The 22,943-nt window shown below is 65.0% G+C and carries 24 protein-coding genes; 12 read left to right on the forward strand and 12 right to left on the reverse strand.

What is annotated here, in order from left to right:
• Nucleotides 1–24: 24 nt before the first annotated feature.
• Nucleotides 25–726: a ribulose-phosphate 3-epimerase gene (rpe, locus tag JQ591_RS19920; RefSeq protein ID WP_211397706.1), complete on the reverse strand. Its 702-nt coding sequence runs from the start codon at nucleotides 724–726 to the stop codon at nucleotides 25–27.
• A gap of 251 nt (nucleotides 727–977) precedes the next feature.
• On the opposite strand from rpe, the gene JQ591_RS19925 reads away from it, so the two are divergent.
• The gene (locus tag JQ591_RS19925; RefSeq protein ID WP_211397707.1) at nucleotides 978–1,805 is read left to right on the forward strand and encodes an EF-hand domain-containing protein; all 828 of its coding nucleotides are present in this window, start codon (nucleotides 978–980) and stop codon (nucleotides 1,803–1,805) included.
• A gap of 12 nt (nucleotides 1,806–1,817) precedes the next feature.
• Here JQ591_RS19925 and JQ591_RS35680 read toward each other — a convergent pair whose 3' ends face one another.
• The 3 genes from JQ591_RS35680 to JQ591_RS19940 form a co-directional block, all read right to left on the reverse strand.
• Nucleotides 1,818–2,039: a KTSC domain-containing protein gene (locus JQ591_RS35680; RefSeq protein WP_433995209.1), complete on the reverse strand. Its 222-nt coding sequence runs from the start codon at nucleotides 2,037–2,039 to the stop codon at nucleotides 1,818–1,820.
• 139 nt (nucleotides 2,040–2,178) lie between these two features.
• On the reverse strand, nucleotides 2,179–3,174 hold the full coding sequence (locus JQ591_RS19935; RefSeq protein WP_211397708.1) for a P1 family peptidase: 996 nt from the start codon (nucleotides 3,172–3,174) through the stop codon (nucleotides 2,179–2,181).
• A gap of 58 nt (nucleotides 3,175–3,232) precedes the next feature.
• Nucleotides 3,233–6,043: a PAS domain S-box protein gene (locus JQ591_RS19940; protein ID WP_211397709.1), complete on the reverse strand. Its 2,811-nt coding sequence runs from the start codon at nucleotides 6,041–6,043 to the stop codon at nucleotides 3,233–3,235.
• Nucleotides 6,044–6,283: 240 nt separating this feature from the next.
• Here JQ591_RS19940 and JQ591_RS19945 point away from each other — a divergent pair, with 240 nt between their 5' ends.
• Nucleotides 6,284–6,670 carry a response regulator gene (locus JQ591_RS19945; protein WP_211397710.1) on the forward strand — a complete coding sequence of 129 codons (387 nt, stop codon included), beginning with the start codon at nucleotides 6,284–6,286 and terminating at the stop codon, nucleotides 6,668–6,670.
• Nucleotides 6,671–6,745: 75 nt separating this feature from the next.
• Here the strand turns inward: JQ591_RS19945 and JQ591_RS19950 are convergent, their stop codons facing one another.
• The 5 genes from JQ591_RS19950 to JQ591_RS19970 form a co-directional block, all read right to left on the reverse strand.
• A complete protein-coding gene (locus JQ591_RS19950; RefSeq protein ID WP_211397711.1) occupies nucleotides 6,746–7,864 on the reverse strand; it encodes a branched-chain amino acid ABC transporter substrate-binding protein in 1,119 nt (372 codons plus the stop codon).
• Nucleotides 7,865–8,033: 169 nt separating this feature from the next.
• Complete coding sequence (locus tag JQ591_RS19955; protein ID WP_211397712.1) at nucleotides 8,034–8,774, reverse strand: ABC transporter ATP-binding protein; 741 nt, start codon at nucleotides 8,772–8,774, stop codon at nucleotides 8,034–8,036.
• Complete coding sequence (locus JQ591_RS19960) at nucleotides 8,771–9,604, reverse strand: ABC transporter ATP-binding protein (RefSeq protein ID WP_211397713.1); 834 nt, start codon at nucleotides 9,602–9,604, stop codon at nucleotides 8,771–8,773. Before JQ591_RS19960 ends, JQ591_RS19955 begins: the two co-directional genes overlap by 4 nt.
• Entirely contained in the window at nucleotides 9,601–10,920 is a 1,320-nt protein-coding gene (livM, locus tag JQ591_RS19965; RefSeq protein ID WP_211397714.1) for a high-affinity branched-chain amino acid ABC transporter permease LivM, read from the reverse strand. Before livM ends, JQ591_RS19960 begins: the two co-directional genes overlap by 4 nt.
• Nucleotides 10,921–10,932: 12 nt before the next feature.
• Nucleotides 10,933–11,850 (reverse strand): ABC transporter permease subunit, encoded by a 918-nt coding sequence (locus JQ591_RS19970; protein WP_211397715.1) that lies wholly within the window; start codon nucleotides 11,848–11,850, stop codon nucleotides 10,933–10,935.
• A gap of 274 nt (nucleotides 11,851–12,124) precedes the next feature.
• Between JQ591_RS19970 and JQ591_RS19975 the strand changes: the two genes are divergently transcribed.
• Together JQ591_RS19975 and JQ591_RS19980 are read left to right on the forward strand one after the other, a co-directional pair.
• Nucleotides 12,125–12,316 carry a hypothetical protein gene (locus tag JQ591_RS19975; RefSeq protein WP_211397716.1) on the forward strand — a complete coding sequence of 64 codons (192 nt, stop codon included), beginning with the start codon at nucleotides 12,125–12,127 and terminating at the stop codon, nucleotides 12,314–12,316.
• Nucleotides 12,317–12,510: 194 nt separating this feature from the next.
• Entirely contained in the window at nucleotides 12,511–13,047 is a 537-nt protein-coding gene (locus tag JQ591_RS19980; protein ID WP_211397717.1) for a hypothetical protein, read from the forward strand.
• On the opposite strand, the gene JQ591_RS19985 is transcribed toward JQ591_RS19980, so the two are convergent.
• From JQ591_RS19985 to JQ591_RS19995, 3 genes are all read right to left on the reverse strand, one after another.
• A complete protein-coding gene (locus JQ591_RS19985) occupies nucleotides 13,009–13,401 on the reverse strand; it encodes a carboxymuconolactone decarboxylase family protein (RefSeq protein ID WP_211397718.1) in 393 nt (130 codons plus the stop codon). The genes JQ591_RS19980 and JQ591_RS19985 overlap by 39 nt on opposite strands.
• Before the next feature lie 129 nt (nucleotides 13,402–13,530).
• Nucleotides 13,531–14,313: a 3-oxoadipate enol-lactonase gene (pcaD, locus tag JQ591_RS19990; RefSeq protein ID WP_211397719.1), complete on the reverse strand. Its 783-nt coding sequence runs from the start codon at nucleotides 14,311–14,313 to the stop codon at nucleotides 13,531–13,533.
• A gap of 72 nt (nucleotides 14,314–14,385) precedes the next feature.
• Nucleotides 14,386–15,741: a 3-carboxy-cis,cis-muconate cycloisomerase gene (locus JQ591_RS19995; RefSeq protein WP_211397720.1), complete on the reverse strand. Its 1,356-nt coding sequence runs from the start codon at nucleotides 15,739–15,741 to the stop codon at nucleotides 14,386–14,388.
• Between the two features lie 183 nt (nucleotides 15,742–15,924).
• Here JQ591_RS19995 and JQ591_RS20000 point away from each other — a divergent pair, with 183 nt between their 5' ends.
• The 8 genes from JQ591_RS20000 to JQ591_RS20035 all read left to right on the forward strand — a co-directional run bounded on the left by JQ591_RS20000 (nucleotide 15,925) and on the right by JQ591_RS20035 (nucleotide 22,820).
• Nucleotides 15,925–16,371: an SRPBCC family protein gene (locus JQ591_RS20000; protein WP_007602417.1), complete on the forward strand. Its 447-nt coding sequence runs from the start codon at nucleotides 15,925–15,927 to the stop codon at nucleotides 16,369–16,371.
• Between the two features lie 149 nt (nucleotides 16,372–16,520).
• Nucleotides 16,521–17,006 (forward strand): (2Fe-2S)-binding protein, encoded by a 486-nt coding sequence (locus tag JQ591_RS20005; RefSeq protein ID WP_211397721.1) that lies wholly within the window; start codon nucleotides 16,521–16,523, stop codon nucleotides 17,004–17,006.
• Nucleotides 17,007–17,037: 31 nt separating this feature from the next.
• Nucleotides 17,038–17,844 (forward strand): FAD binding domain-containing protein, encoded by an 807-nt coding sequence (locus JQ591_RS20010; protein WP_211397722.1) that lies wholly within the window; start codon nucleotides 17,038–17,040, stop codon nucleotides 17,842–17,844.
• Between the two features lie 62 nt (nucleotides 17,845–17,906).
• Nucleotides 17,907–18,830 carry an AAA family ATPase gene (locus JQ591_RS20015; RefSeq protein WP_211397723.1) on the forward strand — a complete coding sequence of 308 codons (924 nt, stop codon included), beginning with the start codon at nucleotides 17,907–17,909 and terminating at the stop codon, nucleotides 18,828–18,830.
• A gap of 149 nt (nucleotides 18,831–18,979) precedes the next feature.
• Nucleotides 18,980–20,182 carry a vWA domain-containing protein gene (locus JQ591_RS20020; RefSeq protein ID WP_211397724.1) on the forward strand — a complete coding sequence of 401 codons (1,203 nt, stop codon included), beginning with the start codon at nucleotides 18,980–18,982 and terminating at the stop codon, nucleotides 20,180–20,182.
• A gap of 9 nt (nucleotides 20,183–20,191) precedes the next feature.
• Nucleotides 20,192–20,515, forward strand: coding sequence for an XdhC family protein (locus tag JQ591_RS20025; RefSeq protein WP_007602422.1), 324 nt, complete (start codon nucleotides 20,192–20,194; stop codon nucleotides 20,513–20,515).
• Nucleotides 20,516–20,517: 2 nt separating this feature from the next.
• Nucleotides 20,518–21,219: an XdhC family protein gene (locus JQ591_RS20030; RefSeq protein WP_211397725.1), complete on the forward strand. Its 702-nt coding sequence runs from the start codon at nucleotides 20,518–20,520 to the stop codon at nucleotides 21,217–21,219.
• Complete coding sequence (locus JQ591_RS20035) at nucleotides 21,216–22,820, forward strand: NTP transferase domain-containing protein (RefSeq protein WP_211397726.1); 1,605 nt, start codon at nucleotides 21,216–21,218, stop codon at nucleotides 22,818–22,820. The genes JQ591_RS20030 and JQ591_RS20035 overlap by 4 nt, the downstream gene beginning before the upstream one ends.
• Nucleotides 22,821–22,943 lie beyond the last annotated feature (123 nt).

Below are 22,943 nucleotides of genomic sequence, written 5' to 3' on the forward strand. Positions count from 1 at the left end.
ACCTTTGCGAAAGCGCGTGAGACCTCAGATCGCTTCGCCGCGTGCGCCCGCGGCGGCGTTGCGGATCGCCGCGATGTTGGTCTTGTAGGCGTCCTGCGTGCCGCCCCTGAACACGGACGTGCCGGCGACGAAGGCGTTGGCGCCGGCCGCGGCCAGGGGACCTGCGACGTCGGGGCCGACGCCGCCATCGACCTCGATGTCGATCGGACGGCCCGCCGTCATCGCGCGGATGTCGCGGATCTTGCCGATCGCGGAGGGGATGAAGGCCTGGCCGCCGAAGCCGGGATTGACCGACATCACCAGCACGAGGTCGACCAGGTCCAGGACGTATTCGAGCGCGCTGATCGGCGTGCCAGGGTTGAGCGAAACGCCGGCCTTCTTGCCGAGCGCGCGGATCGCCTGGAGCGAACGGTGCAGATGGGGACCTGCCTCCGCATGCACGGTGATGTGGTCGCAGCCGGCTTTGGCGAAGGCCTCGAGAAAGGGGTCGCAGGGCGAGATCATCAGGTGCGCGTCGAAGATCTTCTTCGTATGCGGGCGCATCGCCTTGATGATGTCGGGGCCATAGGAGATGTTCGGAACGAAGTGCCCGTCCATCACGTCGAGATGGATCCAGTCGGCGCCGGCGGCGTCCACGGCGCGCACCTCCTCGCCGAGCTTGGAGAAATCCGAGGCCAGGATCGAGGGCGCGATTGCCAGGGGGCGGGGGGCGAAGGCTTGGGTCATGGCGGTTTCCCGTGGCAGCCGTGAAGGATGGACTCGCCTAACATGGGCCTCTCAGCCGGGCAATGCAGGGGCGGCGTGCTTCCTGTGGGCGGAAATTTCTGCCGCGACCGGCATGAATTGCCGGTGTTCCCGGGCCGCGCAAAGCGCGGTGAACGCGGATTTCATTGAGCTTTTTGCGCTGGCACGGTGCTTGCTCACTTCACCGGAACTGAACATTGGCCGCGGCATGCCGCATCGGTTGGAGTTGTGCAATGTTGTTCGCTCTTGGTGCCGTAGGCAGTGCGCTCGACGCGTTACAGTCGCTGACGAACTCGAAGTCGTCATCGGCAACGCAGAAGGCCGGGTCGACGCAGAAGACCGGATCTTCGCAAGGCGCGACCAACCCGTTCGCGATCGACAGCACGGGCAGCATGACGACCTCGTTGGTCAGCTCAAGCAGTCCTCCACAGATCGCGCCGGCGACGATGAGCGCGTTGCTCGCCGCGCAAAGCCAGTCGTCGGATAGCGCAAGCGGCACCACCACCAGCTCGACCTCGTCGAGTTCGACGTCCACATCGACGTCCACATCGACGTCGACGAGCCGTGAGGACGCGCTGAAGGACCTGTTCTCTCGGATCGACGCAGACGGTGACGGCAAGATCACCAAGTCGGAATTCGAGAACGCGCTGGGCGCCGGCGGCACCAATCTGGCGCAGGCCGACGACGTGTTCTCCAAGCTGGACGCGAATTCCGACGACAGCGTCAGCCTCGACGAGATGTCGAAGGCGCTGAAGGGCGGCCATCACGGTCACCATCACGCGCAAGGCGCGGACGATGCGTCCGGCAGCGGTTCGGATTCCTCCTCGCAGTCCAGCGGCGGCTCGACCTCGACCTCGACAACCGGCGCCGACGGCTCGACCACCACCACCGTCACCTATGCCGACGGCTTCAAGATGTCGACGACGGTCCCGGGCGCCTCCAGCTCCTCAAATGGGGCGGGGGCCGGCAATTCGCCCTATGACTGGTTCGGGCAGATGATGCAGCGCCAGGCGCAGGCTTCCGCGGGATCATCGGCTTCATCGATGTCGATGACCGTGTAGCCGTGCTCACGGTCAGCCGGCATATTCGTGAGTGATGTCACGATAGACATACCGATCACGGATTTCGTGGTTGAAGAACGTACCCTTTGAGCGCGCATTCCTGAACGCGGCGGCGACCTCGGGCGGAATGTCCTCGTGACATAGAGGCGTCCGCTGACGAAAGTCACCTTCAGCTCGCGCGTGTCGGGCGCATAGCGGAAAAAGCGGGTCACGGAAGACGGCATGGCGGTGCACCTTGGCCCGTCAGGGTAAACGCCGTATCCGCCGTTTCGTTTCTAAAGCGCGATGAGATTCTGAAGCGTTATCGCGCTTAAGGTTCTTGTTTGAGCATGATCTATCCGGAAAACCGCTTCGCACTTTTCCGGATCATGCTCTAGCCGAACCGATCCTTCCACGCCGGCAGAGCACCGGCAAACGGCAGGGCCGTCGCATTGTAGACGCCGCGTGCGATTGCGCGTGCGACCACGTTGGCGGCGACCGTGCCGAGCTCGGTGAGGCCCACCAGCGGCTCGATCGGCTTCTCGCCAGTTGCGGCGGCGAACAGCACGTCGCCGTCGGTCGGGGCATGTACCGGATAGATCGCGCGGGCAAACCCGGTATGCGCGATCATCGCGAGCCGCTTGGCCTGGGCCTTGGTCAGCGTGGCATCGGTGACGACGAGGCCGATCGTGGTGTTCTCACGCGCGCTCGCGGCGGGGCCGCCCTTGATGCGCATCGCCAGCATGTCCGGCGTGAACGCGGACGGCAGGCCGCGCCCGCCGAACTCGCCGTTCTCCTCGAATGGCGCAGCCCAGAACCAAGGCCCTTCGCCAACGGTTGTACTGCCGACCGCGTTGACGACCACGATCGCGGCGACCTTGACGCCGTTGGCCAGGACAGCGGAGGCCGACCCCAGTCCACCCTTGAAGGTGGCGGTGGTAGCACCGAGGCCCGCGCCGACACTGCCCAGCGCGAAATCGTCGCTAGCGGCCAACGCTGCGGCGTAACCGAGATCGCGATAGGGCGCGAAGCGTCCCCAGGCCTTGTCGCCGCCGTTGAGCAGGTCGAAAACGATCGCGCCCGGCACGATCGGAATCACCGCCTCGCGAATCCGCAGGCCGCGGCCTTGTTCGGCGAGCCAGGCCTGGATGCCGCCGCCGGCGTCGATTCCAAAGGCGGAGCCGCCGGACAGCGCAATCGCGTCAACGCGATCGACGGTGCTGGCGAGGTCGAGCAACGCGTCTTCGCGCGTGCCGGGTCCGCCGCCGCGAACATCGATGGCCGCAACCGCGGGGGCGTCGAAGATGATCGCGGTCGTGCCAGTGGCGACTTTCGCATCCTCGGCATGGCCGACGCGGACGCCGGCGATATCGGTGAGAAGATTTTTCAAGGCGGCTCCACAGGCTGAAAGGCGTTCGCTTCAGCGATATCGCAGGGATGCCGCTGGCTCAACCCGCGAGCGCGGTCCGCAGCATCTTGGCGAGCTCGGACTTGCGGTAGGGCTTTGCCAGCAGCAGCACGCCGGAATCGAGCCGCCCGTGGTGGACGATGGCGTTCTCGGTGTAGCCCGAGGTGAACAGCGTCTTCAGGTCGGGGCGGCGGCGAGCCGCCTCATCGGCGAGCTGGCGGCCGTTCATGTTGCCCGGCATGATGACGTCCGTGAACAGCAGGTCGATGTCCTGGTCGGCGTCGATGATGATGAGGGCCTCGGCCGCGTTGGCGGCTTCGAGGGCGGCATAGCCGAGGCTCTTGATCTGGGTCACGACATATTGCCGCACCAGCGCGTCGTCCTCGACGATCAAGATCTTCTCGTTGCCGCCGGTGATGGGCGCGTTCTGGAGCGCCTCGAACTCGGTCTCCTGCACGCCGCTCGAGCGCGGCAGGTAGATCTTCACGCTCGTGCCGTGGCCTTCCTCGCTGTAGATCTTGATGTGTCCGCCGGACTGCTTGACGAAGCCGAACACCATGCTGAGCCCGAGGCCGGTGCCCTTGCCGACCTCCTTGGTGGTGAAGAAGGGATCGAACACCCGGTCGATCAGCTCCGGCGGGATTCCGGAGCCGGTGTCGCTGACGGCGATCATCACGTAATTGCCGGCCAGCACGTCGGGATTCATGCTGGCATAGCCGTCGTCGAGGAAGATGTTGCGGGTCTCCAGCACCAGCGTGCCGCCGTCTGGCATGGCATCGCGCGCGTTCAGCGCGAGATTGAGGATCGCGGTGGAGAGCTGGCCCGGGTCGATCAGTGCCGGCCACGCATCCTCGGTGAGCTGCGGCATGATGGTGATCTGCTCGCCGAGGGTGGGATGCAGGAGCTTTGCGGCCTCGAGCACCAATGCGTTGACGTCGATTTCGCGCGGCTGGAGTGGCTGCTTGCGGGCGAAGGCGAGCAGATGCTTGGTCAGTTGCGCGCCGCGCTCGGCGGCGTCGTCGATCAGCTTGGTGATGGCGGCGAGTTCGGGACGGTCGGCGACCGCGTCCGCCAAAATGCCGATCGTGCCGGTAATGACGGTCAGCACATTGTTGAAGTCGTGCGCGACACCGCCGGTCAATTGACCGATGGAATCCATCTTCTGGACGTGCCTGAACTGCGCCTCGGCTGCCTGCTTCTCGGTGAGGTCGCGGCCGATGAAGAAATGGCGCTTGACCGGTTCGGACCAGGTGCCCATCCAGTTCAGCGTGACCTCGTGACCGTCGTAGTGGTAGTAGCGCGCCTCGAAGCTGCGCTTGACCGCGCCACGCCGCGCCGCGCGCATCTCGTCGCGCGTCTTCTGGAGGTCATCGGGATGAATAAACTCGGTGGCGCTGTGCCCGATCATGTCGTCCGGGCTCAAGCCGAGAATGGTCTTCACGCTCGGGCTGACCTGGATGAAATTGCCAAAACCGTCGGTGACCAGAATCAGGTCCTGCGAGGTCTCGAAGATCCGCTGCCGCTCCTCGACCTCGCGGCGCAGTTTTTCCCGTGACTGCTTCTCTTCCGTGATGTCGTGGGCGATCTTGGAGGCGCCGATGATCTGTCCGTTGGCTGATTTCAGCGGAGAAACATTGAGAACGACGTCGAGCGGCCGGCCGTCCTTCCGGATGCGGACCGTTTCATGCTGGGCGATCGTTTCGTTGCCGCCGACCCGGTTCAGGATACCCCTGACCTCGGCCTTGCGGTCCTCCGGCACGATGATGTCGATCGGCTTGCCGATGGCCTCCGCGGCGGCATAGCCGAACAGATGTTCGGCGGCCTTGTTCCAGCCCGTGATGACACCGTCGAGCGTCTTCGTGATGATGGCATCATTTGCGGATTCGACGACGGCGCCGTACAGGGCAAGGCGCTTGCCGTAGTAGTCGCGATCCAACGCCGACTGCTGGCGCAGCCTGCCGACCAGCCCCACCGTGTGCGCCTGGAGGCGGACATTTTCGATCAAGAGCACCGCAAGCACGAAGGTCGCTGCGCAGAGGCCGTAGAGGCGGCCGGCGTAGAAGCCGAGATCGAAGCGCGCGACGTTGACGATCGCCGACAGCGCGATGTCGAACAGCCAGGCGCACATCACGACCATGAGCCAGACGTCGATGACCGAATGCGGACGGCGGAACCACAGCGAGACCAGCGCGGCGAAGCTCAGGGACCAGACGAAGGACACCACGCCGATCATGATCTGCGTGTAACGGCCATCGCGCAGCAGGACCGGAAGCAGGTCGTGCTGGGCAGTGACGATCCAGGCCAAGACGACCATGACTGCAGCGACGCCGAGCACGCTGGCGTAGATCGCCTTGCGTGCCGAGCCCGCGATCCGGGCGCCACCGTCGGCCTCCTTCAGCCAGGCATAGGCCAGCACGCAGAGCGGGAAGCCGCCGTGCCAGATCATGTAGAGCCAGACCGTGGTCTGCCGGTCGGCACCCAGCAACCCGGTCGCTGAAAAAAGTCCCGGGAAGGTGAGGGCATGCAGTATGGCCGCCGCGGCGGTGAACAGATAGCCCGTCGCGAGCACGAGCAGCGCGCGGGTCCGGAGCACCGCAAACTGCGACAACAGCAGGACCGCGGTGACGATGTCTGCGACGGCGAGGGCGGATTGATAGCTGGCGACGAAGGCTGGCACAGGCAGCAGCGGGATACCTGCGAAAGGCACGGCTACTGCGAACAGGATCGAGGAGACACCCACGATCGTCAATGCTGTGGTGCGGTCTGTCGGGGTGGCCGGCCACGTCGAAAGGAATGTGTTTCGATCAGTCGCTGCGGACAAGTCCAGCTCTCGCAGATCGGTCTTGAGCATCTTTGCCAATCTCATTTGGCCCAATGAATTTCCGTCCATGGTAGCGGGTTCTGGGCACGCATCATGCCAAAACCCGTCGCGACTCAACCGAAGGTTACAGTTTACTTAATTTTATTGGGAACGCGCACTAGGGATCGGGTAAGATGCGCTTTACTGGACGGTGCCATAATGCCCTCCCGCTGCTACGGGTTCCAGGTTTGAATCAGGAATTTTGATTTCAGGATCCGGGAGTTGTTCCCAATGCCCCGCGTTCTCATCATCGACGACCAGAAGGACGTCCGTGCGATGGTCGCGATCGTGCTGCGCGTCAACCGTTACGACGTCGTTGAGGCCGACAGCGGCGCGGCCGGGGTGAAGGCCTTCACCGAGGCCTGCTTCGACGCGGCAATCGTGGACATTTTCCTCGGCGACACCAGCGGCGTCGAGGTCATCGCGACCCTGCGCGAGCTTGCACCGAGGCTCCCGATCGTTGCTGTGTCGGGGATGACGGCGCTGGACTTCATGGAACAATCGCCCCACCTCGCCAACGTGGTCTGCCTGCAAAAGCCGTTTCGGCCGAACGATCTTTTTCAAGCACTGCGGAAGGCCCAAGCCGCGGCGGACGGCGAGCTGCCCGCAGCCGTCTGACCCACGAAAAAACGCCCCGGGGCAAGCCGGGGCGCGATGTTGATTGGATGAGGCCTTCAGGCCCGGCAAGCGTGCTTACGTGCCGTTGCCGCTGATCGCGGCGTAGCCGCCCTTGGCGTCCCATTTGTAGACGACGTAGTCGAGCTGCTTGATGTCGCCCTTGGCGTCATACTCGATCGGCCCGATCACGGTGTCCCACTTGCCGGCCTTGATGGCCGCCATGACCTTCTTGGCGTCGGTGGTGCCGGCCTTCTTGGCCGCCTGCGACCAGACCTGCATCGCCGCGTAGGTGTAGAGCGTGTAGCCTTCGGGGTCGATGTTCTTGGCCTTGAAGGCCTCGACGATCTTCTTCGCGGTCGGCTTGTTGCGCGGATCGGGGCCGAAGGTGAACAGCGTGCCTTCGCCGGCCGGGCCGGTGATGGAGGCGTATTCCTTGTCGGCGAGCGCGTCGCCGGCCATCAGCACGGTCTTGAGGCCCTGGTCGCGCATCTGGCGCAGGATCAAGCCGCTCTCCTGATGGTAGCCCCCGACATAGACGAGATCGATGTTGTCGCGCTTCAGCCGCGATACGATCGCGTTGAAGTCCTTGTCGCCCTTGTTGTAGGACTCGTACATCTTCTCGGTGACGCCAGCCTTGTTGAGCGCCTTCTTGGTCTCGTCCGCAAGACCCTTGCCGTAGGTGGTCTTGTCGTTGAGGATGGCGATATTCTTGCCCTTGTAGTTCTTGGCGATGTACTGGGCGGCGACCAGGCCCTGCTGGTCGTCGCGGCCACAGACGCGCGCCACGTTCCACAGTCCGCTATCGGTGAACTTCGGATTGGTGGAGGCGGGGGTGATCTGGAGCACGTTGCCGTCGGCATAGGCTTCCGAAGCGGGGATCGACGACGACGAGCAATAATGCCCGGCCACGAACGGGATTTTCGCGCCGGCGATCTTTTCGGCGATCGAGCGCGCCTGCTTCGGATCGCAGGCGTCGTCCTCGACGGACAGCGCGAGCTTCTTGCCGTTGAGGCCGCCGGCGGCGTTGATGTCGGCCACGGCCATCTCGGCGCCGTTCTTCATTTGGCGGCCGAAGGCGGACTCGCCGCCGGTCATCGGACCTGCGACTGCGACGGTGACATCCTGCGCGAATGCCGCGCTCGACAGCGCGAGCGATGCGCCGAATGCCAGACCGATGAGCTTCAGTGATTTCATGAGATACCTCGAGGTGGTCGCCTGTGGACGTTGCCGGGCATGCCCGGTTCAAACCGGCGCCATTCTTGAATGAATTCGAGGAGAAGTCACCGGCAAAATACGGGCATTGGTGGAGATATCTCGCCACATTCGGCCGCACGTGGGGCACCGGGTTCGTTCTTGGGCGGCCTCAACGGTGCCGGCCGCCTTCCAGGTAGGCAGCGCGAATCTCGGGGCGCTGCAACAACTCGGCGCCGGTCCCGGCCAGCGTGATCAGGCCATTGACCATGACATAGCCGCGATGGGCGAGCTTGAGCGCATGGTTGGCGTTCTGCTCGACGATCAGCACGGTCAGGCCGTCCTGCCGGTTCAGAGTGCGGATCGCATCGAAGATCTGGCGCGCGATCAGCGGCGCCAGACCGAGCGAGGGCTCGTCGAGCAGGAGCAGGCGAGGACGGCTCATCAAGGCGCGGCCGATGGCCAGCATCTGCTGCTCGCCGCCGGACAGGGTTCCGCCGCGCTGGGCGTAGCGTTCCTTCAGCCGCGGAAACAGCGTAAACACGCGTTGTAGCGTCTCCTCGCGTTCGGCGTCGGTGCATTCGGTGGCGTCCGCCCCCATCTGGAGGTTTTCCGCCACGCTCATGCGCGGGAAGATGCGGCGGCCTTCCGGCGATTGCGCGATGCGCAAATGCGCGATCTCGTGGGTGGGCACTTCGGTGATGTCGCGGCCTTCGTACAGAATCTGGCCGGCGCGGGCGCGCGGCTTGCCGAAGATCGTCATCATCAGCGTCGACTTGCCGGCACCGTTGGCGCCGATCAGCGCCACGATCTCGCCGGCATTGATCTCGAGGTCGACGCCCTTCAGCGCCTCGATCTTGCCGTAGGCGGCGCGAAGGCTGCGGATCGCGAGCAGGGGGTTAGGCGACGTCACGACCCGCTCTCCATCACGGCCGCCGCCTCTTCCTCGTCGGTGCCGAGATAGGCGGCGATCACCTTTGGATCGTCGCGTACCTCGCGTGGGGAGCCTTCCGCGATCTTCACACCATGGTCCATCACCACGATGTGGTCGGAGATTTCCATCACCACAGACATGTCGTGCTCGATCAGCAAGATCGAGGTGCCGAGCTCGTCGCGGATCGACAGCAACAGTTCGCTCAGGGCGGCACTCTCGCGCGCATTGAGGCCGGCTGCGGGTTCGTCCAGACACAATAGCGCAGGCTCGGTGCACATCGCGCGTGCGATCTCGAGCCGTCGCTGGTCGCCATAGGCAAAATTACCGGCGGCGTCGTCGGCGCGATCGAGCAAATTGACCCGCTTGAGCCAGTCGGTGGCGAGATCGATCGCGCGCTTCTCGGCGTCGCGGTAGACGGGCGCGCCAATGAGCCCGAGCAAGGTGAAGCCGGAGGCGCGCATCAGCGCGTTGTGCTGCGCCACCATCAGGTTTTCCAGCGCGGTCATGCCGGGAAACAGGCGGATGTTCTGGAAGGTGCGGGCGACCTTGGCCTGCTTGGCGATGCGGAAATCGTTCAGTCGCTCCAGCGCGATCACCTTGCCGTCGTCATGGGTGAGACGGATGGCGCCGGCGCTCGGCTTGTAGAACCCGGTGATGCAGTTGAAGACCGTCGTCTTGCCGGCGCCGTTGGGCCCGATAAGCGCGGTGATCTTCTTCCGCTCGGCAGCAAACGACAAGTCCTGCACCGCGACGATGCCGCCGAAGCGCATGGTGAGCCGGTCGACCTCGAGAATCTGGTCGCGGCTCATCCGTGCCCCTCCTTGACGAGGTCGGAGGAGATCGCGTGTGCCTTGGTCAGATACACGGTCGGCGCGCGATGGCCGATCAGGCCGCGCGGCCGCCAGATCATGATCAGCACCATGGCCATGCCGAACACCAGCATGCGATAGCCCTCGAGGCTCCGGAACAGCTCGAAGCCGCCGATCATGGCGAGCGCGGAGAGCGCCACGCCGAGCTGCGAGCCCATGCCGCCGAGCACGACGATGGCGAGCACCAGCGCCGATTCCTGGAAGGTGAAGGATTCCGGGCTGATGAAGCCCTGGCGGGTCGCGAAGAACGCGCCGGCAAAGCCGCCGAACATCGCACCGGTAGCGAATGCCGTGAGCTTGGTGGTCGTGGTGTTGATGCCGAGCGCACGGCAGGCGACCTCGTCCTCGCGCAGGGCTTCCCAGGCGCGGCCGATCGGCAGGCGGCGCAGTCGGATCGTCACCCAGTTGGTGAGCAGTGCGAGCGCCAGGATCAGGTAGAACAGGAAGACGATGCGGTGGGTCGGCGAATATTCGATACCGAGCCTGGCGGCGAGCCCGTTGTCGCTGTTGTCGAGCGGGATGCCGAAGAAGGAGGGGCGGGGAATGCTGGAGACGCCGTTGGGGCCGCCGGTCAGATCCTGCCAATTGATGATGACGAGGCGGATGATTTCGCCGAAGGCGAGCGTCACGATGGCGAGGTAGTCGCCGCGCAGGCGCAGCACGGGAAAGCCGAGCAGCACGCCCCAGAATGCGGCGAGCACGCCCGCTAGCGGCAGGCAGATCCAGAATGACCAGCCGAAATTGGTGGCGAGCAGCGCGTAGGAATAGGCGCCGACCGCATAGAAGGCGACGTAGCCGAGATCGAGCAGGCCAGCCAGCCCGACCACGACGTTCAGCCCCCAGCCCAGCATCACATAGGTGAGCACGAGGATGGCGAGATCGAGGATGTAGCGCTGGTCGTAGAAGATCACGGGCACCAGCAGCGTGAAGATCAGGAGCGCCGGCGCGAGATAGCGGCCGAGGAACGACATTCCGCTCTGCACCGCCGGCGGCACCAGCTTCTCGGCGCCGGTCGGGCCGATCCATTGCTTGAGCAGCTCGATCACGATCGAGCCGCCGAATACCGCTGCGACGAGGGAGGCGACCTCGCCGAAGCGCGTCCAATAGGTGAGCTGGCCGTCGGAGCCGGCTTCGGTGCGGACGCCGACCATCAGCGAGAACAGCACCAGCGCGATCAGCGCGTTGAAGCCGGCGGTCTTCAGGAGAGCGGGGATGCCCGATGCAGCTTTGGCCGTATTGATCGAGGGAGTTTTCACGCGCGCGTCCCGTCAGACTTTTTCGACTTCGGGGCGGCCGAGCAGGCCGGTCGGCATGAAGATCAGCACGACGATCAGGATCGAGAACGCGGCAACGTCCTTGTACTCGACAGAGAAATAGGCCGACCAGAACGTCTCGATCAGCCCGATCGCGAGCCCCCCGAGCATCGCGCCGGGCAGCGAGCCGATGCCGCCGAGCACGGCCGCGGTGAACGCCTTGATGCCGGCGACGAAGCCCATGAAGAAATCGACCAGGCCGTAATAGAGCAGGTACATCAGGCCGGCCACTGCGGCGAGCGCGGCGCCGATCACGAAGGTCATGGAGATGGTGCGGTCGACGTTGACGCCGAGCAGCGCCGCCATGGTCTGGTCCTGCTCGCAGGCGCGCATGTCGCGCCCGAGCCGGGTGCGCGACACCAGCCAGGTGAAGATCGCCAGCAGCACGATGGTGGTGACGACCACCACGATCTGGATGTTGGAGAGCTGGATGACGAAGCCATCGGCGCTCTCGTGCAGCGTATAGCCGCCGGTGATCACTGGCGGCACTGGCTTCACCCGCGCGCCTTGCGCCACCTGCGAATAGTTGGTCAGCACAAACGACATGCCGATCGCCGACAGCATCGGGGCGAGGCGGAAGGAGTGGCGCAGCGGACGGTAGGCAATGCGCTCGATGGTCCAGCCATACAGGGCGGTGATCGCCATCGAGACCAGGATCACGATCAAAAGGATCACCGGGACCGCAGTCAGGCCGGTCGAGACCAGGAGCAGGAAGGTGATCAGCGCGATGAAGCCCCCGATCATGAAGACATCGCCATGGGCGAAGTTGATCATGCCGACGATGCCGTAGACCATCGTGTAGCCGATCGCGATCAGCCCGTAGATCGAGCCGAGCACGAGGCCGTTGATGAGCTGCTGGGCGAAATAATCCATAGGCTGCCGTACCCAAATCTGACGCGGCTCAAAGGGAGCTCTTCGAGAGAGAGTGCTGGTTTCTTCTCGGGCCCCGGCAGCCCTTAAGCATTCTGGTTTTGTAACAGGAGGGAACTGGCGGCTGCAACCGGCCCCACCTCCGCACAAAGGCTTTTACAGAGATCATTTGGCGCTCCGGTTCCCCCCGCAATGGGCGGAACCGGTTCCGCGAGGCAACCAAAGTGGATGCCAGTCGTTATCTCGACCCTGACGTCCAACAAGGGAGTTTCCCCGAATGACGAAGCAGCAAAACCAGAATCCGGGTCAGCAGAGTCAGAATCCCGGCCAGCAGCGCCCCGATCGGCAGCCAGGGCAGCAGCAGGGCGGTGGTCAGAAACCCGGCCAGCAGCAGCAGAATGATCCGATGCGCCAGGGCGATCGTCCCGGCCAGCAACAGGGCGGCCAGCGCGGTCAGGACAACGAGTAGTTTGGGAGCCCAGGAGTTGGGAACCCAGGAGTGACGAAAGGCCCCGCCGGAAGGCGGGGCCTTTTCGTTGGTGCGCGGTCCATCGGGGCAGTTAAGGTAAACAAAGGGTTTAAATTGCCGCCACAGTCTGATGCGAGTTAGCTCCCGGCAAAGCCTTCCATCGAAGGCGCGGTCCAGGCGAAGCGGGAAGCGGCATGTTCGGAAATTGGCGGATCGGTTCGGTCAACGGCGCGCTTCTGGCGGCCTATTTCATCCCGGCCTGGACCCTCGTTGCCTTCAACATCATGGTGGCGCCGGTGCACGGCCTCTATGAGCGGCCGAGCGTCGCGGTGGCTCTCTTCCTCAGCGACCATCTCCAGATGGCGGGGATGGACACGGTGCGCGCCGCCTGGCTTCTGGCACTGGGACGACTGACCGTGGTGGCGTTCTTTGCGATCTACCTTGCGCTGCTCTGCATCCCCCGCATCCGCAAGACCGGCGGCAGCGACGAAGCGCTCGGCATCGCGCTTGCGATCGGCAGCCTGATCTCGTTTGCGAGCATGATCATGGCTTCGAAGGTCGGCGAGATGGCTGCGCTGCGGCTGCACGCCACCGAGCTCCTGCTGTTGCTCGGTGCCGCCATCGTGGTGGTGATCGAACGGCCCGAGGCGGCGCCCAAGATCGTTCAGAAGACCGTCGAGGCCACCCCGCCGCTAGGTCTTGAGCAGGCCGAGCTCCTGCACAATCGCTGAGGCTTCCTTGACGGCGTGGTTCGCCGCCGGAACGCCGCAATAGATCGCCTGCTGCAACAGGATTTCCTTGATGTCGTCGGGCGTGAAGCCGCCCTCGGCGAGCGCCGCGCGCACATGCAGGCGGAATTCGTCCCATTGGCTAAGCGCAACCATGGTGCCGATCACCAGCACCCGCCGCGTGCGCTCGTCGAAATGCGGCCGCGTCCAGATCTCGCCCCAGGCGTAGCGCGTGATCATGTCCTGGAAATCGGTGTTGAATGCATTGCGGCCCGCGATCGACTTGTCGACCCAGGCATTGCCGAGCACTTTTCGGCGCACGTTCATGCCGGCATCGCGGCGTTTCTGGTCGTCCATTGTGTTTCCTCCGGATCAGTCATTCCGGGGCGCCTCGGAGAGGCGAACCCGGAATCTCGAAGTGGGTGAAATGCGGATCGAGATTCCGGGCTCGATGCTTCGCATCGCCCCGGAATGACGATGGCGCGATCAGCGCTGCGTCAAAAAGCCCACCACCGCGTCGGTGAAGGCGTGCGGCTGTTCGACATTGGAAATGTGGGCGGCGTCGATGATGGTCATGCTTGCGCCGGGAATGTTTGAGCGGATCAATTCGCCCGCCGAAATCGGCGTCGCCATGTCGTGGCGGCCGGCGATCACCAGCGTCGGGCTTTTGATCTTCGGCAGCAGCGCGCGCTGGTCGAGCGTCGACAGCGCCTCGCAGCAGGCGAGATAACCTTCGACCGGCGAGGCCAGCAGCATCGCCTTCATCCTGGCGGTGACGTCGGGCGCGCGCTCGCGGAAATCTTGGGTGAGCCAGCCGGCAATAACGGCATCGGCGACGGCGGCGATGCCGCCCTTCTTCACGGCGTCGATGCGCTCGAGCCATTTGGTCGGCTCGGCGTAGTAGCAGGAGGTGTTGGCGAGGATGAGCTTGCCGAAGCGCTCCGGCGCGTTCGCGCCCAGCCATTGCCCGACCATGCCGCCCATCGACAGGCCGCACCAGTTCACTTTCTCGATATTGAGGTCGTCGAGGATCGCCAGCACGTCGCGGCCGAAGCGTTCCATCGTATAGGGGCCGGGCGGAACGTTGGACTTGCCGTGGCCGCGGCGGTCGTAGCGGATGACGCGGAACACCTGCGTCAGCGCCTTCATCTGCGGCTCCCACATCTGCAGCGTGCAGCCGAGCGAGTTCGACAGCATCAGCGTCGGCCCGCCGTCGCGGCCCTCGACGGAGACGTTGATCAGGCAACCATCGGCATCGATCATGGGCATGCGGCGTCTCCGTTCTGGAGCATGATCCGGAAAAGTGTGCAGCGGCTTTCCGAAAAGATCATGCTCAATCAATTAGTCGCGCTCGAGGCTGTCGAGCAGGCGGTCGATCAGGGTTTGGGAAGCCCCTTGATAGGCCATCGGATCGAACAATACCGCAATTTTTTCCGGTGAAAGATGCGCGGTGACCTGCGAATCAGCCGACAGCACCTCGCGCAGATGCTTCTTCTCGGCGACCGCGCGCTTGCTCGCGGCTTCGACGAGATGATGCGCATCGCTCTTGCCGATCGTCTCGGCCAGCGCAAAGGTGACCGCTTCCGCCATGATCAGGCCGTGGGTCGCATCGAGATTGCTGCGCATGCGCGCCGCATCGACATCGAGTCCTTCGGCGATATCGACGATCGCCGCGAGCGCGCCCGAGGTGACCAGCATCAGTTGCGGCAGTGTCGGCCATTCCGCATGCCAGGGCCCGGCGCTGCGCTCGTGGTCCTGCACCTGGGCGGCAAAGATCGTCGCGGCGAGATGGGGGGCCATGGTCGCGCAGCCCAGTGCGCTCGCAGCGGCCACCGGGTTGCGCTTGTGCGGCATGGTCGAGGAGCCGCCGCGGCCTTCCCCGGCGGGCTCGAACGCCTCGGCGACGTCGGTCTGCATCAGCAGCGAGACGTCGCGCGCGATCTTGCCGCAGCTGCCGGCGAGAATCGCCAAGCTCGAAGCAGCCTCCGCGATGCGGTCGCGATGGGTGTGCCAGGGCGCTTCCGGCAGCGGCAGGTTCAGCTCCTGCGCCAGCCGTTCGGAAACGACGAGCCCCTTGTCGCCAAGTGCCGCGAGCGTGCCGGCCGCGCCGCCGAATTGCAGTGCGAGGCCCTCGCGGGAGAGCCGCCGCAGGCGGCAGCGGGCGCGGGCAAGGCTTGCGGCGTATTCGGCGGCCTTCAGCCCGAACGGCATCGGCAGGGCGTGCTGGAGCCAGGTTCGCGCCACCATTGCCGTGTTGCGGTGGGCTCGTGCCAGCGCGGCAAAGCCCTTGATGGCGCGGCTGAGATCGGCGTCCAACGCATCGATGCCGGCGCGAAGCGTGAGCATCGTCGCACTGTCGATGACGTCCTGGCTGGTGGCGCCCCAATGCACGTAGCGGGCGGCCTCTGCGTCGGCCCTGCCGACATTGGCGGTCAGCATCTTGACCAGGGGGATCGCGAGATTGCCGGATCGCGTCGCGGCCTCGGCCAGCGCAGCCATGTCAAAGGTATCGGCCCTGCACGCGGCTTCGATCGGGCCCACCGCGGAGGCGGGAATCACACCCGTGGCCGCCTCGGCTCGGGCCAGGGCTGCCTCGAAATCGAGCATGTTCTGGAGGGTCGACCGGTCGTCGCAGACCGCGCGCATGGCCACGCTCGACAGCATCGGCGCGAGCAGGGGGGAGAGGGATGTGCTCATATTGTGCGGGACCTAACCACCATGGCCCGCCCGTGCCAATCCCAAACCATCGGCGCAAGCTTTTTGCAGTTGCGAATATGCATTGCACGTGACCGAGGCGCACCCTTTCTTTTGCCGCCTCCCTGCGTTACTTGAGCAGCACTATAGTTGCGCGATCCAAGTTCGATATCCCGGGAGGCACCCATGGCCATGACGATGAACGGCGAAGTCCAGCTTGCGGCGCCGCGCGAGGCCGTGTGGGCCAAGCTCAACGATGCCGAGGTGCTGAAGGCCTGCATCCCCGGCTGCGAGGAGCTGGAGAAGACCGAAGATGGCGGCTTTCGTGCGACTGCGAAAATGAAGGTCGGCCCGGTGTCGGCGCGCTTCAAGGGCAAGGTCACGCTCTCCGATCTCGACCCGCCGAACGGCTACAAGATCTCCGGTGAAGGCGAGGGCGGGGTGGCCGGCTTCGCCAAGGGTGGTGCCGTGGTCAAGCTTGCGGAGAAGGACGGCGGCACGCTTTTGTCCTACGAGGTCGAGGCGCAGATCGGCGGCAAGTTGGCGCAGCTCGGCCAGCGCCTGATCAACGGCGCCGCCAAGAAACTGGCCGACGAATTTTTCGCGAACTTCGCCAAGGCGGTACAGGGCTGAAGGCCAATACCTTGAGCATTGCGCCTTTCGGCATGGCGCCTTGCGTTCCGGGTGATGTTGCCCCGGGGCATAATGGCCCATATGATGGGTTGGAATAATTATAAGAACCGCTTCGACGGGACCCGTTGGGGCGCTGATAGAGAGTGCTTATGGCAAAAATCTCCCTCATCGTGAACGGCAATCCTGTCACGGCCAATGTCGATCCCCGCACCCTGCTGGTGCAGTTCCTGCGCGAGAATCTGCGGCTCACCGGCACCCATGTCGGCTGCGACACCTCGCAGTGCGGCGCCTGCGTCGTGCATCTGGACGGCAAGGCCGTGAAGTCCTGCACCACGCTCGCCGTGATGGCCGATGGCCACGAGGTCAAGACGATCGAGGGACTGGCCGCCGACGGCGCGCCGCTGCATCCGATGCAGGAGGCCTTCCGCGAGCACCATGGCCTGCAGTGCGGCTTCTGCACGCCCGGCATGATCATGACCGCGATCGACATCGTCCATCGCAAGGGCAACGAGGTCGACGATCACACCATCCGCGAGGAGCTGGAAGGCAATCTCTGCCGCTGCACCGGCTACCAGAACATCGTCACCTCGATCTCCGCCGGCGCCAAGGCGATGGCGAAATCCGATCTCGCGTAAACCGCGCGCACTCTGCGATCAGGACATTCAGATGTACGATTTCAAATACCATCGCCCCGGCACCGTTCGGCAGGCCGCCAACCTCCTGGTGAAGAACGAAGACGCCAAGGTGATCGCCGGCGGTCACACGCTGATTCCCGTCATGAAGCAGCGCCTCGCCAGCCCGCCGCATCTGGTCGACCTCTCCCATATCGAGGGGCTCAACACGATCGAGATGAAGGGCCGCGCGCTCGTGATCGGTGCCACCGCCAGGCATGCTGAGGTCGCAAGCTCCGCCATCGTCGGCGAGGCGATCCCGGCGCTCGCGAACCTTGCCAGCCAGATCGGCGATCCCGCCGTGCGCCACAAGGGCACGATCGGCGGCTCGCTCGCCAACAACGATCCGACCGCGGACTATCCGGCCGCCGTGCTTGCGCTCGGCGCCACCATCGTCACCAACAAGCGCCGCCTCAAGGCGGAAGAGTATTTCCAGGGCCTGTTCACGACGGCGCTCGAGGCCGACGAGATCATCACCAAGGTGATGTTCCCGCTGCCGAAGAAGGCGGCCTATATCAAATTCCGCAACCAGGCCTCGCGTTACGCGCTGGTCGGCGTGTTCGTGGCGCGGCGTCCCTCCGACGTGCGGGTCGCGGTCACCGGCGCCGGCTCCGAAGGCGTGTTCCGTGTCGCCGCGTTCGAGGAAGCCCTGAAGAAGCGCTTCGCCGCGAAGGCGCTTGATGGCATCGAGGTGCCGGCGGACGGCCTCAACAGCGACATCCATGGCAGCGCCGAATACCGCGCGCACCTCATCGGCGTGCTGACGCGGCGTGCCCTCGACGCCGCCAACGCCAAGGAGTGAGTGATCCTCACGCCTCGGCCCAAACTTGTCCCCGGTGAGGGCGTAGCGAGACTGGCTTTTTCATGACCTCAGCGGCCAATACGTCCGGTGCCCTGCCGGCATCGGTCGATGCGATGCTCGAACTCCTGACGTCGCGCGGCTATCTCGCCGAGCGATCGCTGGCCACGGTGACCTATCTGTCGCTGCGCATGGGCCGGCCGCTGTTTCTGGAAGGCGAGGCCGGCGTCGGCAAGACCGAGATCGCCAAAGTGCTCTCGGCGGCATTGGGGCGGAAGCTGATTCGCCTGCAGTGCTACGAAGGCCTCGACGTCTCCTCGGCGGTGTACGAGTGGAATAGCGCCGCGCAGATGATCGCGATCCGGATGGCCGAGGCCGCCGGCGACACCGATCGCGATCAATTGTCGTCCGACATCTTCGCCGATCGCTACATGATCAAGCGGCCGCTGCTCCAGGCGCTCGCGCCCGACGTCGCCGGGCCGCCGGTGCTGCTGATCGACGAGCTCGACCGCGCCGACGAGGCGTTCGAGGCGTATCTGCTCGAAATCCTCAGCGACTTCCAGGTGACGATCCCCGAATTCGGCACCGTGAAGGCGCCGAGCCCGCCGATCGTCATCATCACCTCCAACCGCACCCGCGAAATCCACGACGCGCTGAAGCGGCGCTGTCTCTATCATTGGGTCGATTATCCCGCCGCCGATCGCGAGCTCGCGATCGTCAAGTCGCGCGTGCCGGGCATCTCCGCAAAACTGTCGCAGCAGGTCGTGCGCTTCGTCCAGGCGCTGCGCAATCAGGATTTCTACAAGTCGCCGGGCGTCGCAGAGACCATCGACTGGGCGACCGCTTTGTCCGAGCTCGACGCCCGATCGCTGACCCCGCAAGTGGTCGGCGACACGCTGGGCGCGCTGCTCAAGTACCAGGACGACATCACGCGGATGCAGGGCGACACCTTGCAGAAGGTGCTGAAGGAAGTGACGAGCGAGAATTGAGGTTGTCATTCCGGGGCGCGCGTGGCCTCGAGCTTTGATGCGCAATTGCGCATCTGAGAATCCATCGCGCCGCAGAGTTGGTGGATGATGGCTTCCGGCTCGCGCCAAGAGGGCGCGCCCGGGAATGACGAGGGGATGGATACGAGACCATGGCCATCAACCACCTTGCGCCTGAGCAAACCGAGCAATTCGCCGACAACATCGTCGGCTTCGCCCGCGCGCTGCGTTCGGCGGGCATGCCGGTCGGGCCGGGTGCGGTCATCGATGCCATGAGCGCGCTCCAGGTGATCGACATCGGCAACCGCGCCGACGTCTTCACCACGCTGGAGGCGATCTTCGTCAAGCGCCACGAGCATGCGCTGATCTTCAAACAGGCCTTCGACCTGTTCTTCCGCGCATCGGAAGAGTGGAAGCACATGCTGGATTCGGTGCCGTTGCCGGAGCAGGCCAAGAAGAAGCCGCAGGCCGGCTCGCGCCGTGTGCAGGAGGCGATGTCGCAGCCGCGCATGACGGAGACGCCGCAGCACCAGGAGCAGGATTTGCGCCTGTCGGTCTCGGACAGGGAAATCCTTCAGAAGAAGGATTTTGCGCAGATGAGCGCGGCTGAGATCACCGAAGCGCTCCGCGCCGTCGAGCGGATGCGGTTGCCGCAGTCCGAGCTTCTGACGCGCCGGCACCGGCCCGATCCCCGCGGCTTGCGCCTCGATCTCCGCCGCACGCTGCGCGCCTCATTGCGCACCGGCGGCGACATCATCGACATCCATCACCTCGGGCGGATCGAGAAACCGGCGCCGATCGTCGCGCTGCTCGATATCTCGGGTTCGATGAGCGAATACACCCGCCTGTTCCTGCATTTCCTGCATGCCATAGGGGACGCGCGAAAACGTGTCTCGGTGTTCCTGTTCGGCACCCGCCTCACCAACGTGACCCGGGCGCTGCGCCAGCGCGACCCCGATGAGGCGCTGGCGAGCTGCTCGGCCTCGGTCGAGGACTGGGCCGGCGGCACGCGGATATCGGCCTCGCTGCACAATTTCAACAAATTGTGGGCGCGGCGTGTGCTGAGCCAGGGCGCCATCGTGCTGCTGATCTCCGACGGGCTCGAGCGGGAGGCCGATTCCAAGCTCGCCTTCGAGATGGACCGGCTGCACCGCTCCTGCCGGCGGCTGATCTGGCTCAACCCGCTGCTGCGGTTCGGGGGCTTCGAGGCCAAGGCCCAAGGCATCAAAATGATGTTGCCGCACGTTGACGAATTCCGCCCCGTACATAATTTGAGTTCGATCCAGGAGCTGATCACCACGCTCTCCCGGCCGCTGCCGCCGCATCACCGCAGCCTGATCCGCTCCGCAGCCTGAGAGGTAGCCATGCTCGATCGCGACGAGGATATTCTGAAAGCGGCGGAGGACTGGCAGAAGGCCGGCCGTGGCGTCGCGCTCGCCACCGTGGTGGAGACCTGGGGCTCGGCCCCGCGTCCGGCGGGCTCGAGCCTCGTCATCAACGACGAGGGCACGTTCCTGGGGTCCGTCTCCGGCGGCTGCGTCGAGGGCGCCGTGGTCACCGAGGCCATGGATGTGATCCAGAGCGGCAAGCCCAGGATGCTGGAGTTTGGCGTTGCCGACGAGACTGCCTGGAATGTCGGGCTGTCCTGCGGCGGCACCATCCGCGTCTTCGTCGAGAAAGTCGGCTAGCCGTGAAGATCGAGATCCTGCACGAACTGAATGCCGAGCGAGCCGCGCGCCGCCCGGTGATCATGGTGACAGACACCGAGAGCGGCGAGCAGCGCCTGGTGAAGGCCAAGGACTTCGGCAAGGATCCCTTGCGCGCCGAGCTGGACAAGCAGCTTCGCATGGGCAAAAGCGCCAGCGTCGAAGCCGGCGGCAAGAAGCTATTCCTCAACGTCTATGCGCCGACCGCAAAGCTCGTCATCGTCGGCGCCGTCCATATCAGCCAGGCCCTGGCGCCGCTGGCGCGCTCGCTCGGCTACGACGTCACCGTGGTCGATCCGCGCACCGCCTTTGCGAGCCCCGAGCGCTTCCCCGACGTTCCGCTGGTCGCGGAATGGCCCGACACGGCGCTGCCGCCGCTCAACGTCGATGCCTACACGGCCTTCGTCGCGGTGACGCACGATCCCAAGATCGACGATCCCGCGCTGCTGCACGCCTTCGAGCGCAACTGCTTCTATATCGGCGCGCTCGGATCGCGGAAGACGCACGCCAAGCGCGGCGACCGGCTGCGGGCGCAGGGCGCCAAGGACTCTGACATCGCGCGCATCCACGCGCCCATCGGGCTTGCGATCGGCGCGGTCTCGCCGTCCGAGATCGCGGTGTCTATCATGGCCGAGATCACGGCGGTGCTTCGCTTGCCAGCCAAAGAAAAAGAAGAAGCGGCATGAAATTCGGCCCGGCGAGCCCCAGGGATGCGATCGGCGGGGTGACCGTTCACACCCTGCGCCAGGGACCGCTGGTGCTGAAGAAGGGCACGACGATCGGACCTGGCGAGGTCGAGGCGCTGGAACGGGCCGGCATCAAGGACGTCGTGGTGGTGCGGATGGAGGAGGGCGATGTCTCCGAGGACATCGCCGCCGCAAGCATCGCGCTCGCCGTCGGCGGCGATGGCATTCATGTCGAGCGCGCCTTCACCGGCCGCGCCAATCTGTTCGCCGCGCGCCCGGGCGTGCTGGTGATCGATCGCGCCGCGGTCGACCGCATCAACAATATTGACGAGGCCATTACCTTTGCCACGCTCTCCGCCTTCAAGCCGGTGGTCGAGGGCGAGATGGTCGGCACCGTCAAGATCATCCCGTTCGGCGTCGAAGGAAGCTTGCGTGATGCCGCGGTGAAGGCTGCGGGCCGCGACGTGCTGAAGATCGCGCCTTACGTCATCAAGCGCGTCGGCGTCGTCTCGACGCTGCTGCCCGGCCTGTCCTCCAAGGTGATCGACAAGACGTTGCGGGTCACCGCCGAGCGGCTGGCGCCAGCCGGCGCCAGCATCATTGCCGAGCGGCGGGTTCCGCATGAGGAGCAGGCGCTGTCGGCTGCGATCAAGGAATTGCTGGGACTTGGCGCCGAGCTCGTGATCGTGTTCGGGGCATCCGCGATCGCCGACCGCCGCGACGTGATCCCTGCGGCCGTGACCGAAATCGGCGGCGAGATCGAGCATTTCGGCATGCCGGTCGATCCCGGCAATCTGCTGCTGATTGCCCGGGCCGGCAGCGTGCCGGTGCTGGGCGCGCCCGGCTGCGCGCGCTCGCCGGTCGAGAACGGGTTTGACTGGGTGTTGATGCGGCTGCTGGCCGGCATCAAGGTGACGCGTTCCGAGCTGATGGGCATGGGCGTCGGCGGCCTCCTGATGGAGATCGTCACGCGCCCACAGCCGCGCGCAAAACCGGAGATCGAGGGCAACAATCAGGTCGCGGTCATCGTGCTCGCAGCAGGCCGCTCGACCCGGATGGGCGGACCGAACAAGCTTCTGGCCGAGCTCGACGGCAAGAAGCTGGTGCGGATCGCGACCGAGCAGGCGCTGGCCTCCAAGGCGTCCGAGGTGATCGTCGTCACCGGCCATCAGACCGAGCTGGTCGAGCAAGCCTTGCAAGGCCTGAAGGTGCGTTTCGTCAAGAATCCCGATTTTGCCGGCGGCATCGCAAGCTCGGTCAAGGCCGGCATCGCGGCCGTCCCCGAGACGTCCGACGGCGCTGTGGTCTGCCTCGGCGACATGCCGCTGATCGACGCCGGCCTGATCGACCGCCTCATCGACAGCTTTGCGCCGGACCGCGGCAATCTGATCGTCGTGCCCGTCAGCGAAGGCCGCCGCGGCAACCCCGTGCTGTGGTCGCGCCGCTTCTTCAAGGAGCTGATGACGCTCGACGGCGATGTCGGTGCGCGCCATCTGATCGCCAAGCACACCGAGGCGGTTGCCGAAGTGCCGGTCGACGGCGAGAGCGCCTTCCTCGACATCGACACGCCGCAGGCGCTGGAAGCGGCAAGACGGGGATGACGCTGCCGTAGGGCGGGCAAAGGCGCGCAGCGCCGTGCCCACCATCTCTCCATGCAGTGATCTGCAATTGGTGGGCACGCTTCGCTTTGCCCACTCTACGGCATCTCCCGTTCGTCTGATTTC

Origin of the sequence: Bradyrhizobium canariense, from assembly GCF_018130465.1 — a bacterium.
Taxonomy (GTDB): Bacteria; Pseudomonadota; Alphaproteobacteria; order Rhizobiales; family Xanthobacteraceae; genus Bradyrhizobium; species Bradyrhizobium canariense_C.